Annotated in this window: 12 protein-coding genes; 11 read left to right on the top strand and 1 reads right to left on the bottom strand. The window is 39.3% G+C overall.

Annotated elements, in window-relative coordinates; all coding sequences use genetic code 11:
- The 11 genes from AC2JBO_RS36660 to AC2JBO_RS36610 all read left to right on the top strand — a co-directional run.
- The coding region (locus tag AC2JBO_RS36660) for a hypothetical protein (RefSeq protein ID WP_496958558.1) at positions 1 to 1211 on the top strand (1211 nt) is incomplete at its 5' end.
- A gap of 30 nt (positions 1212 to 1241) precedes the next feature.
- The gene (locus tag AC2JBO_RS36655; protein WP_496958557.1) at positions 1242 to 2009 is read left to right on the top strand and encodes a CIS tube protein; all 768 of its coding nucleotides are present in this window, start codon (positions 1242 to 1244) and stop codon (positions 2007 to 2009) included.
- 43 nt (positions 2010 to 2052) lie between these two features.
- On the top strand, positions 2053 to 3966 hold the full coding sequence (locus tag AC2JBO_RS36650; protein ID WP_496958556.1) for a VgrG-related protein: 1914 nt from the start codon (positions 2053 to 2055) through the stop codon (positions 3964 to 3966).
- Positions 3967 to 4064: 98 nt separating this feature from the next.
- Positions 4065 to 4478: a GPW/gp25 family protein gene (locus tag AC2JBO_RS36645; RefSeq protein ID WP_496958555.1), complete on the top strand. Its 414-nt coding sequence runs from the start codon at positions 4065 to 4067 to the stop codon at positions 4476 to 4478.
- A 101-nt stretch (positions 4479 to 4579) separates the two neighbouring features.
- Positions 4580 to 6781, top strand: coding sequence for a putative baseplate assembly protein (locus AC2JBO_RS36640; RefSeq protein WP_496958554.1), 2202 nt, complete (start codon positions 4580 to 4582; stop codon positions 6779 to 6781).
- Between the two features lie 27 nt (positions 6782 to 6808).
- Positions 6809 to 7009 carry a hypothetical protein gene (locus AC2JBO_RS36635; protein ID WP_496958553.1) on the top strand — a complete coding sequence of 67 codons (201 nt, stop codon included), beginning with the start codon at positions 6809 to 6811 and terminating at the stop codon, positions 7007 to 7009.
- On the top strand, positions 6973 to 8004 hold the full coding sequence (locus tag AC2JBO_RS36630; protein WP_496958552.1) for a phage tail protein: 1032 nt from the start codon (positions 6973 to 6975) through the stop codon (positions 8002 to 8004). Before AC2JBO_RS36635 ends, AC2JBO_RS36630 begins: the two co-directional genes overlap by 37 nt.
- Before the next feature lie 111 nt (positions 8005 to 8115).
- The gene (locus tag AC2JBO_RS36625; protein ID WP_496958551.1) at positions 8116 to 9315 is read left to right on the top strand and encodes a DUF4159 domain-containing protein; all 1200 of its coding nucleotides are present in this window, start codon (positions 8116 to 8118) and stop codon (positions 9313 to 9315) included.
- 260 nt (positions 9316 to 9575) lie between these two features.
- On the top strand, positions 9576 to 10133 hold the full coding sequence (locus AC2JBO_RS36620; protein WP_496958550.1) for an IS607 family transposase: 558 nt from the start codon (positions 9576 to 9578) through the stop codon (positions 10131 to 10133).
- Positions 10018 to 11193, top strand: coding sequence for an RNA-guided endonuclease InsQ/TnpB family protein (locus AC2JBO_RS36615; protein ID WP_496958559.1), 1176 nt, complete (start codon positions 10018 to 10020; stop codon positions 11191 to 11193). Before AC2JBO_RS36620 ends, AC2JBO_RS36615 begins: the two co-directional genes overlap by 116 nt.
- A gap of 44 nt (positions 11194 to 11237) precedes the next feature.
- Positions 11238 to 11840 carry a hypothetical protein gene (locus AC2JBO_RS36610; protein ID WP_496958549.1) on the top strand — a complete coding sequence of 201 codons (603 nt, stop codon included), beginning with the start codon at positions 11238 to 11240 and terminating at the stop codon, positions 11838 to 11840.
- A 108-nt stretch (positions 11841 to 11948) separates the two neighbouring features.
- Here AC2JBO_RS36610 and AC2JBO_RS36605 read toward each other — a convergent pair.
- Positions 11949 to 12400 (bottom strand): cytochrome P450 (locus AC2JBO_RS36605; protein WP_496958548.1); only part of this gene is annotated, 452 nt, incomplete at its 5' end.

The raw sequence follows: 12400 nt of genomic DNA, 5'->3' as shown, positions 1-12400 counted from the left end.
AGCAACCTGTACCACCTCAAACTTCGGAAGTTGTACCATTACAACAAGCTTCTAACCAAACATTTAACCCAGCAACACTAAATTTAGAAACAACTCCACCAACTTCTGAGCAACCTGTACCACCTCAAACTTCGGAAGTTGTACCATTACAACAAGCTTCTAACCAAACATCCAATCCAGCAACACCAAATTTAGAGACAACCTTACCAACTTCGGAGCAAACTGTACCACCTCCAAGTTCAGAAGTTTTACCATTACAGCAAGCTTCTAACCAAACATCCAATCCAGCAACACCAAATATAGAGACAAATGTACCAAATTATGAGCAAACTGAACCAATTCAGGCTTCAAAAACTTTACCATTACAACAAGCTCCTAACCAAAACACTAACTCAGACACGCCCGATATAAAACCAACGGCGCCTGTTTTTAGGCAAACAGCATTACCTCAAACTTCATTCCTTGATCCATTACAGCATTCAAACCAGAATAGTGACTCGACAAATATACAGACACAGGCGCCTGTTCCAACTCAACCAACATCACCAGAAACTAGCGAAGTTACACAGCCTGCGAAGGCAGGCTTTGATAATATAGCGACACCTTTTAATGTGTCCCAACCAGAGAAATTTGTAATTAATCAATCAAATACACAAAAAAATCTTAACTCACATCATCTCTACGAAAATAATGCTACAGAAGATATTATACAAAGAAAAACGGCGACTCCAAATAATTATTCATCGCCACCTTTAATTTTTAAAAAATCAAATTCAAATCATACATTCTCTAGTAATCATATAGATACTCCTTCACAATGGTCAAATATTGAGAGTTTACTAAATATAGGTAGCGATGAATCTAGTTTTACCGATTTTAATCGTGAAACTGGAAGTAATTATAATTCTCAAACAAGTAACAAATTTCCTATTCAACAAAAACCTGCATATTCACACAAAGCAATTAACGAGAATCAAGATAAAATACCTAGTGACATAGCTACCGATATAAAACCAATCACTGAAACTATAAAAAGTTCTTTTGATGATTCATCTAATTCAAAGTCAGATGATTCAAATTTAGCTAACTCTAAAGAAGATGATGAAATAGCTCTCGAAGCACTTGCTCGTGAAGTATATACAAGATTACGGCAACAGCTAGAGATAGAAAAAGAACGTCAAGGAGTTTTCACAGGTCGTCTACCTTGGTAATTATATTTTAGATAAGGAGAACAATTAATTATGCCAAGTCCTTCTGTTATTACTCCTCAAAAACGCCAGCCCCAACTTGAAAAAGCTAAATTAAAAGCTTATAACGGTGAGGCGCCTGATATCGAATTAATGTTTAATCCCAGTGAAATCAGTTTTTCTCGAACTGTTAACTGGCAAAAACATCCAGGGAATAGAGGAACAACTTTATTACCAAAAATTAATTTTTCTGGTGTTGAACCTTATCAGTTTACACTTAAACAATTGATTTTTGATACCTACGAAAAGAAAGAGTCAGTAATGACATATATTGATATTATTAAAAAGGGAGTAGAAACTATTGAGCAAGCAGCAGATAAACGTCCTCCAGTTTATACGTTTATATGGAAAGATGAGTATTTTTACTGCGTTATGGTTAGTCTAACCTATACCATAAATATGTTTCTTACTGATGGAACACCAGTTAGAGCAATGGTTGATATTTCATTGCAAGAAGTAGATAAAAATAATCTACCTGGAGGAACAGAATCTGCTGCTCAGGCACAACGAGCAAATGACCCTAAAGGTCAAGCTCTTGACGCAGCCCCAAGTCCAGCTGCTGGTGGTCAACAACAAGCTGGTGGTCAACAACAAGCTGGTGGTCAACAACAAGCTGGAGGTCAACAAAAATCTGGAGGTCAACAAAAATCTGGAGGTCAACAAAAATCTGGAGGTCAGCAAAAATCTGGTGGTCAACAACAAGCTGGTGGTCAGCAAAAATCTGGTGGTCAGCAAAAATCTGGAGGTAAACGAAAAGGATAGCAATAACGTACAGGTCATGTCTTTGTTATTAAAGGGAAAAAATATGGTACAACAAAGTCTTTATTTATCTTTACCCAAAGTAGAAATAGGAGGAGCGCCAGCATCTCCTGAATTAATTAAGGATTTATTGCAAATTACTATTGAAGAAAGTTTGCACTTGCCTGCTATGTTTACGCTGGTGGTTCACAACAGCTATCTACCTACTAATGATAAAGCTGATTACAAACCCTGGCGCCACGAAAAGGTGTTTGAAATTGGTAAAAAGGTTAGATTGGGATTTATTTCTAGTAATACCCAAGACGACAATTTTAAGCAACCAAAAGATGGCTACTTGATTGATGGCGAAATTACGGCGATTGAAGTTCATTATAATAGTAAATCTGAGGCGCCCATTATTGTTCGCGGTTACGATACCTCGCATCGACTGCATAAAGGGCGCCAAAATCGCTCTTTTTTGAATACCACCGATAGCGATATAGTACGCAAAATTGCTACTGAAGTAGGTATACAAGTTGGAAGAATAGATCCGAGTGGCGCCGCGAATGAGTATGTTTTTCAAGAAAACCAAACTAATATGGAGTTTTTGCGAGAAAGAGCTGCTCGTATTGGTTTTGAGCTTTTTATTGAAGATGGCAAAATTAACTTTCGTAAACCAGAAGCTCAAACAAATGTAAAACTGGAATGGCTAGATGAAATTAGCAGTTTTAGTACTCGCGTTACTAGCGCAGAACAAGTAAGTGCAGTTGAAGTGCGTAGTTGGGACTACACTCAGAAAAAGTTAATCAGTTCTAAGGCTGTATCAGAGAAGGTAATAACTAATACTGGTAATCAAACAGGAAGTAGTAGCAGTAAAAAGTTCAACATCAGTAAACCCCCGCAAATGACTGTTGTAGATAAACCCGTTTTTAGTGCCAAAGAAGCAGAGGTTATGGCTCAAGCTTTATGTGATGAATTAGGGGGAGAATTTGTTTATGCAGATGCAAAAGCAGAAGGTAACCCTAACATTCGACCGGGTAAATTTGTAGATTTACAAAATTTAGAAAAGATGGGTAATCGTTTTAGTGGTAAGTACTATATCACGGAAACACGCCACTTTTATAGCCAGCGAGTTTATACTACGGAGTTCAGCGTTCGAGGTTTGCGTTCTGGTAATTTATATAATTCGATTTCACCACAAACACGTTTACAACCTGGTCAAACATTTTTGGTAGGAATTGTTACTAATAATAATGACCCTAATGGATTGAGTCGAGTTAAAGTCAAGTTTCCTACTCTTACCGAAGAACATGAGAGTTACTGGGCAAGAGTTGTATCAACAGGCGCCGGTGCGGGTCGCGGTACAGATTGGCTACCAGAAATTAATGATGAAGTTTTGGTTGGTTTTGAACATGGTGATATTCATCGACCTTATATCATTGGTGCTGTTTGGAACGGGAAAGATGCACCACCTACTTCTGTCAAAGATAGTGTTGTAGCCGGTCGAGTTCGTCTGCGAACCTTTAAAACGCGCGTTGGACATCAATTACAGTTTGTAGATGAAGATAAAGCCACTAGTAATACAGGTGTATATATAGAGACCAAAGGTAGAAACAAAATTAGTGTGAATGACACTAGGAGGTTTATAGAAATAGAAACATCAGCAGGACAAAGAGTACTGATTAATGATGTTGATGGCAGTATAACTATTAATGCGAATACTAGAATAACTAATACTGCAGCAGCTTCTATTACCTCAACAGCTTCATCTATTACTTCAACGGCTACTGGCATTATGAATATGAGTTCAGGTGGTGCAATGAGTATGACATCAGGCGCCGCTGTTAGTATTACCGCTGGTGGCGCCATTACAATTACTACACCTGGTCTTTTGTCTATCACTGCTGGAATTCTGACACTAACTAGTACTGCGGGTCCAATTACACTTATTACACCAACAGGTCCTAAACCTTTTCCATAAATGGTGGAAAGGGAAAACTCGACTTTTGGCGAATAGGTTTATATCTTCTGCCCCAATATTTTAGATATATATGGTATGCACTGCGGAGGGCGCCTTCTATGCCAAACCCGGTTTATGGTGAGCAGCGAGAATATCTGGGAAAAGGTTGGGCTTTTCCACTGCAATTAAATGTGCAGGGTGGAATAAAGTTTAGCAGTGAGGATGAGAAAGTTAGAGAATCTATTTGGATTATTCTTCGTACTAGTCCAGGTGAACGACTTTATCGACCAAACTTTGGGTGTCGCTTGTCAGAGTTAGCTTTTGCTCCTTTGAACAGCGAGACCTTACTGCAAATTCGTATGTATGTAACAGAAGCTTTGGAGGTTTGGGAACCACGTATCACTCTTGATGATGTTCGCACTGATACCGACCCTGTACGCGGTAGAGTGGACATTATCATCAAATATAAACTTAAGGATTATCCTGATATTTATAGCTTGGTTTATCCTTTTTATTTGGTTTCAGGGGAGTAGGGAGGGGAAGGGCTGGGCAGGCAAGATGCTTACCCTACAGGATTAAAAATCTAAAATCTAAGATAAAACTGTGGAATTTGACTTTAATCTAAAATAAAACTGTGGAATTTGACTTTTTACCAAAATTACCTTCTTCTAATTTAGATGACCGCACCTTCGATGATTTGGTGGAAGAGTGCATTATGCGTATTCCTCGCTACTGTCCGGAATGGACAGACCATAATCTAAGTGACCCTGGAATTACGCTTATTGAATTGTTTGCTTGGTTGACTGACCAAATGCTACTTAGGTTTAATCAAGTACCACGTAAAAATTATGTTGCATTTCTAGAATTACTGGGCATTCGTCTCCAGCCACCTGCCCCTGCGCGCACTAATTTAACTTTTTATTTAAGTTCTGATTTGCCGGAGACTTATACAATCCCAGCAGGAGTTGAGGTTGCAACGGTACGAACTCAAACCACTGAAGCTATTACTTTTAGTACTGATTCTCCTTTGGTTATTGCAAAACCCCGTTTACAACATTTTTTAACAGCAACAACTGTAGAAAAAATTCCTTTATCTTTGAGAGAAAGGGTAACTAGTACTTGGAACCGTCAATCTGAATCTTTCTGGGAAGGTAGCGAACAGCCTATTTTTGAAGAGGAACCGTTACCTGGTAACTGTTTTTACATTGTCATTAATTCTGATGACCCTCTTGATGGTAATGTTTTAGAAATTACTATTCAAGGCGCCTCTGCTACACCTACTGGTATTAATCCGAACCAACCACCACGTCATTGGGAAGCTTGGGATGGGGAGGAATGGCAACCTGTTTTATTAAAAGAAGTAGATGATCAAACGCGAGGTTTTAGTTTCTATGAAATTGCTGAACAGGGTAGTTATCCAGAACAAGGCGCCGGAATAAGACTACACTTACCGCAAAACTGGCCTGTTACTAACTTTATATCTTATCGAGGTCGCTGGATTCGCTGTGTACTAACTCCATTAGATGCAAATAATTCCGGTTATAATCGTCCTCCAAGAATTATTGGTTTAGGAGTACGTAGTGTTGGTGGTACTGTACGCGCGAGTCAAAGTAATCTAATTGAAGATGAGCGTTTGGGTATTAGTAATGGTAAACCAGGGCAAGTTTTTCAACTTCAACAACCACCAATTTTAGAACGTCGAAGTGAGGAGTATATATTAGTTATTCCTCCAAATGGTTTGCCTCAAAGATGGGAGGAAATTAGAGATTTTGCAGATTCTAGTTCACGAAGCCTTCATTATATAATAGATTCGATTACTGGTACAGTTCAGTTTGGTCCTTTGATACGCGAACCTAATCAATTGAAAAACTCTACACAAGTTCGCGCGCGCATCCAGCGACCAAGACCAGAAGACACATTTGTTCAAGTTCGTGATATAGAAGATAACAGCTTTGAGCATCAGTACGGTGCAGTTCCGGAGCGCGGTTCAGAAATTCGTATGGTTAGTTACCGTACTGGAGGAGGTAGACAAGGTAACGTTCAAGAGAATTCACTGCAATTTTTAAAATCTGCTGTTCCGTATGTTGAGAGTGTTATTAATCACCAGAGTGCGATTAATGGAGCAGATGCAGAGTCACTTGAACAAGCGGTTATTAGGGCGCCAAAAATATTGCGCTCTCGCGACCGTGCAGTTACTGTTGAAGATTTTGAAGCATTAGCTCAAATTGCAGGGCAAGGATCAATTGCTCGTGTTCGCTGTTTACCAGCAGAAATGAATCGACAAGCAGGTACAGTTAGTTTGTTGTTAGTGCCGAATTACAATACAGATGGTATTGTCCAAGGACAAGGTTTATCTCCTGATAAATTCGACCTTAGTCCTGCACTCAAAGAACAAGTTTTGCGTTATTTAGATGAAAGGAGATTATTAGGAGTACAAGTACAATTACAGCAACCAGAATATATGGGCGTTTCTGTTCAAACCGAAATCGCTTTAGAACCAGCTTATGATAACCCTAGGGCGCGTGAAGAAATTTTGCGTACTATTCGATTATCTCTGTATAAATTTTTAAATCCTTTAACAGGAGGTATTGAAGGAAAAGGTTGGGCATTTGGGCGCCCACTTTATGAGTCTGATATTGTGGCATTACTCCAACAAGCGCGCGGTGTTCGCTATCTTGGCCCTGTTTTACTATTTCCTATACGTAAACAAGGAGATACATGGAGGCGCCAACCTTCACCGGAGCGCGTTATTGACCCTGGAGTTCAAGGTTTAATATGCTCGTGGGCTGATAGTAACTTGCGCTCCAATCATGTAGTTAATGTTCTTAATCGTTAATCAAAAGTGCTGAGTAGAAAGTGCTGAGTGCTGAGTAAGAAGAAAACTCAAAACTCACCACTCAAAACTCACCACTCACCACTCAAAACTCACCACTCAAAACTCACCACTCACCACTCACCACTCACCACTCACCACTCAACACTCAAAACTCAGCACTCAGCACTCAGCACTCAGCACTCAGCACTATTATGGTTCAAAGTCGTTCTACCTCTGATGTCAAAATAGACTTAATTCCAATGCAAATTCCCGAAGCTTTACCGGGGGTAGCTTTGGCGTTTACAGGGGCAGAAGGTCTTGATGCAGCAGTTGCCCTTAACAGTTTGCTGTTGCATCCAGGGCAATCAAGTGAAATGATTGTGCAAGTTAAAAATTTGACTGAGTATCCGTTGGAGTTGGACTTTAGAGTTGAGGGTAATTTTCCTCCAGAGTGGTGTCAAATTGGTACGGATGACAGCGAGCTTCTACCAAACGAACAGATGCAAGCTGTGCTTTATTTTCAAGTTCCTGCAACTTTTTTTGAAGACCAACAAGCAATATTACCAGGAAAAAGGGATAGATTAAATCTTGACTTTCGTTGTTCTGTTCATTTACGTGTAAACCCAGATACTGACGAACAGAAAATCGAGACAAGCGACGAATTTTATTTATGTATACGTCCTTGGTCTTTATACATGGAGTTTTTGCCGCTCCTTTATCGTGAAGTTGACTTTATTGGTCGCTTTATAAATATTTTTGAACAGGCTTATCAACCAGCTATTGATAGTTTCAATAGTATGTGGGCAAACCTTGATGCTTTGACGGCGCCTGTCGCATTGTTACCGTTTTTGGCTTACTGGGTTGGTTGGCAGTTTGAAGAAGAATGGGAACTTCCACAGCAACGTCGTTTAATTCGGCGCGCGGTCGAGTTGTATCAGTGGAGGGGAACTCGTAAAGGATTGCGTCTTTATTTACACTTGTATACTGGATTACCTTTGGATGAAGATATAGCAAATGAGAATGATAAACATATTAGTATTACTGAACCTTTTGGTAATGGTTTTATTCTTAATGATGCAGAACTTGGAAATGCTGTGTTAGGAGGAGGACAAGCATATCATTTTGTTGTGCGTTTGCGTCCTGAAGAATCAAATAATTTACATGAAGCGTTGATAAGGAGGATTATTGAGCAAGAAAAACCCGCTTATTGTACGTATGAATTATTTATAGAAAATCCCCCCTAGCCCCCCTTAATAAGGGGGGAACAAGAAAGATTATAGCCCCACTTGTTAAGGGGGGTTGGGGGGATCAAAATCCAAAATTTCAAATCCATTCATGTGCGAAGCAAAATTTCTATGTCACATCCTTTTCCACCCCCACCAATTCAACCTTTTGAGCGTTTACAAGCTTCTGATGGTTTACTTATTAATGCTGAACGCTGGCGGAAAGCACATAATTACCATCGCGTGCGGCAGAATACTCATTATCAATGTTTGAACCAACCGGGAATTGTTTGCGGTTTGGGTGTGCGAGATATTGAGGCGCCGAGTAACGTTGAAGCTAAGTATCGAGATGGACGTTGGGTACAAATTCAACCGGGAATTGCAATAGATTTGGCTGGTAATTTGATTGTTGTGCCAACACCTTACGATTTTCCAATTGATTTGGAAGTCGCAAGTAGTCAACCTTTGATGATTTATTTAACTGTTAGCTATATTGACCCTGAAGAATTACGCGCGCGCGATTCTAGAGATACTGTGCGTGAAACTTACCGATTTGACCAGAGAAATTCAGCACTTGATGCTTCCGAAATAGAAATTTGTCGAATTCTTTTGCAACCAGGACAGAAAGATATTACCCAACCTGCTGATGCTTTTTTTCCTGGTTACAATAATATAAATTTACGTTATCGTCGTCAAGCACAAGCACGACCTCAAGCTATTGTGCAACTGGCACAGGTGAATCATAGTGATTCTGCATCTGACCGTAATTTTTTTAATTTATCTTATTTGTTAGAATCTGTTGAATCTTTGTATCCTTATTTACAAGGAATTAGTGAAGCTGGGCAAGTTACTTTATCAGAAAAGTTTCAAGAAAATGACTTGCTTTATTTGACTGGGCAAGAAGCGTTATCCTTTAACAGCGTTGAGTTGGAATCTCTGAAAAAGTACTTGAACTCAGGTGGAGTAGTTTTAGTCGATGCACCTACTAATGCGACTGCTTTAATAGAAAGTACTCGCTCTTTTGCAGAACAGTTAAAAATCTCTTTGAAACCTTTAACAGAATTACGACGTGACCATCCTTTAAGAACACAACCTTTTTTGTTTGCAGCTTTACCGATTGTAAATCAACGACCAGTAGAAATATTTACTGGTGGAGGTATAATTTTAATCATTGGTGATTTAGCTTCTGCTTGGGGGTTGGATAAAGACCTGACTTTACCTCGAATTGTGATTCGCACTGCCCAAGAGTTAGGTGTTAATATTCTTTCTTATGCTTGGAAGCGGCGCCAGCTGATTGGTTTGCAACAAGAGGATGATTCTGGAAAGTGGTAGCGAGAAAAGGGTTATAAATACAAGTTTTGTGAACCGTGGTTCACGTTATAAATACGTATATTGATTGTCACAAATATTTCTACGTATAAAAGCGACCATGCTTAATTGGATAAGGTAAAATGAGAGATGGTTCAAAATGCTCATCTTAAACAGGAGCAAGGGTTGACAACTAGTTAGCTAAATACTACCATTTACTAGTAAACGTTCCCAAGCAGTGAATGAGTTATATTCCACTCAGAAAAGCGGTCGAGTTTCTGGGCATGAGTCCAAACACTTTGAGGAAATATGCAGATGAAGGGAAAATCAAAAGCATCAAAAACGCAGCAGGGCAAAGACTCTACGACGTTGAATCATACACAAGAGGTGATTCAGTTGGAACTGCCGTTACAGTATGCTACTGTCGAGTCTCTTCCTCAAAACAAAAAGACGACCTCACAAGGCAAATCGTGTACATGCAATCCCTCTACCCAAAAGCAGAAATTATCAGAGACATTGGGTCAGGTATCAACTTTAAGCGCAAAGGTTTGCAGTCCTTATTGGAACGCCTTATGCGCGGAGATAAGTTCACGCTTGTCGTTGCCTGTCGTGACCGACTCGCACGGTTTGGATTTGAAATGTTTCAGTTCATGGTCGAGCAAAACGGTGGAGAAATCGTGGTTCTCGACAAAACTGTCCACTGTCCAAACTCCGAACTTACCCAAGATTTACTCTCAATCCTTCACGTCTTTAGTTGCAGAATGCACGGACTTAGAAAATACTCCAAAAAAATCAAGGAAGATTTATCTAAGGCTGAATCCGGAGCAGAAAACGACGATTAGAAATTGGTTTGGTGTAGCAAGATATGTTTATAACCAAACCATTGAACTATTAAGAGATGGAGTAATAAAAGCATCATGGAAAAGGATTAAGGGAAGTATTCTTAACAACCTGCCTGGTTGGTGTGATAGTACTCCGTATCAAATTAAATCAATTGCAATTAAAGATGCTTGTAAGGCAGTAAGTAACGCCAAACTAAAATATAAAAATACGGGTGTCATTTCGAGATTTAATTTTAAGTCAAGAAAAGAGCCAAAACAATCGTGTTATATTCCAAAATCTGCCGTATCAGTGAAAGGAATTTATCACACAATATTAGGTGAAATAAAGTTTACAGAACGTTTACCTAAAAACTTTGGGGATTGTCGTTTAGTATGCGTCTATGGCGACTACTATTTGACTCTGCCAACAAGTAGTCTACAACTAGAAACCGAGAACCAAGGACGTGTTGTAGCTTTAGACCCTGGCATTAGAACCTTTTTGACATTTTACTCCGAGTCTTCATTTGGTTGGTTAGGGTCATACGCTAACATTAAAATCCAAAAGCTTTGCTTTAAGTTGGATGACTTATGTAGTGTCCTAACTAAATCTACCGGACAGCAAAAAAGAAGATTTAAAAAAGCAGCTAACCGTATAAGAGCCAAGATTAAAAATAAGGTCTCTGAACTACATAAAAAGTCAGCTAAGTTCTTGGTAAATAACTTTGATGTAATCCTGCTTCCAACCTTTGAAACATCCCAGATGGCTTCTAAAGCAAAGCGTAGAATTAGGTCAAAATCTGTACGCCAAATGTTAACTCTTTCTCACTATCAGTTCAAACAATTTATAAAACATAAAGCGAAGGAGCATAACAAAGTAGTGTTAGATGTTAACGAAGCGTACACATCAAAAACAGTTAGTTGGACTGGTGAAATGGTAAAAATTGGTGGGTCTAAAATCATTAAATCTCCATCCACAGGTCAAACTATGGACAGAGATTTAAATGGTGCGCGGGGGATTTTCCTTCGTGCATTGGTTGATACGCCCTGGTTGAGAGAGAATCTCAGCTTGAGTATTTGTTAGCATGTGTTGGGAATTGCTAGCGAAAATGTATCGGGAGTTGTATTGTGCCATATAGTCAATTTAAAACATTGGCAAGTGTAAAGTCGGCATTTGGGATTAGTACACGAGAGGGTGTGCGTTTCTTGCCACAGCTACCTCCCCTAGAACCTTCTTCTACACTCCAGAATTATTTAGAGTATAGTTTACCTGTTGCAACAGCGACGGGAAGTGAAAAGGCTCGTTCGGAATTGATAATTAGCCCTGTTTTGTTAGAAGTGCGTCAAATTTTACAGCAAAAAATTAGCTTTTTTTCAGGAGAGGATTTTACTGTTGATGAGGCGCTAGGTTTAAATGGGAGTTGTGATTTTTTGTTGAGTCGCTCTACAGAGTTGATTGAAATTGAGGCGCCAGTTTTTATTTTAGTTGAAGCAAAAAAAGCTGACCTAAAAACGGGTTTAGGGCAGTGTGCATCAGAGATGGTAGCAGCACAGATGTTTAACCAGATGAAGGGACAGCCTATAGCTACAATTTATGGTTGTGTTAGTAATGGAACTCAATGGCGTTTCATGCAATTGCAAGAAAAGGTATTAACGATAGATTTGAACGATTATCCTTTACCCCCTGTAGGACAGATTTTAGCTTTTTTGACTTGGATAGCAGAAAATTAATTATAAGCTTTGTCGGTGCGTGACGCTACAAGTCTTATAATTATATTAAAGTTATTTGGTAGCGTCACGCACCCTACGTTTTTAATGCGATTAGTATTCCTTAAAGTTTCAATTTCTTAACCGAAATAGCACTGGCATTTTATCGGACGGATAAATTAATATGTTTTGCTGTAATTGTTCCAGGGAAGAACGACCGTTGACTAATTCCCAGTCGAAGTTAAGAATTAATAATGCTAGCATCATTGTTGCTTCTAGCATCGATAGATGTTCTCCCAAACAACGATGAGAACCTGAGCCAAAGTCTATCATTGGCAGTACACTACTTTCCTTACTATTTTCTAACCAACGTTCTGGCAAAAATTCCTCTGGATTAGCATAGACTTCTGGGTCTCTTCCAGCAGCAAGCATTGACCATGATACACCTGTACCACGAGGAATCACTTTACCTTCAATTACAGTATCACGTTGAGCCTCCAATGAGCTTGAGCCTGATGCGACTGAGTAGAGACGCAATGTTTCTTTGATAATTGCACGAATATAAGCCAATTCTTTGAGGCTTT

Source organism: Calothrix sp. CBUCES-K 9914, assembly GCF_059640475.1.
The sequence above is the reverse complement of the archived record's forward strand: the minus strand, read 5'-3'. Positions and strand labels throughout refer to the sequence as shown.

Excerpts from the sequence above, each read along its gene's own strand:
- AC2JBO_RS36655 (WP_496958557.1), top strand. The coding sequence starts at position 1,242 with ATGCCAAGTCCTTCTGTTATTACTCCTCAAAAACGCCAGCCCCAACTT.
- AC2JBO_RS36650 (WP_496958556.1), top strand. The coding sequence starts at position 2,053 with ATGGTACAACAAAGTCTTTATTTATCTTTACCCAAAGTAGAAATAGGA.
- AC2JBO_RS36645 (WP_496958555.1), top strand. The coding sequence starts at position 4,065 with ATGCCAAACCCGGTTTATGGTGAGCAGCGAGAATATCTGGGAAAAGGT.
- AC2JBO_RS36630 (WP_496958552.1), top strand. The coding sequence starts at position 6,973 with ATGGTTCAAAGTCGTTCTACCTCTGATGTCAAAATAGACTTAATTCCA.
- AC2JBO_RS36625 (WP_496958551.1), top strand. The coding sequence starts at position 8,116 with ATGTCACATCCTTTTCCACCCCCACCAATTCAACCTTTTGAGCGTTTA.
- AC2JBO_RS36620 (WP_496958550.1), top strand. The coding sequence starts at position 9,576 with ATGAGTCCAAACACTTTGAGGAAATATGCAGATGAAGGGAAAATCAAA.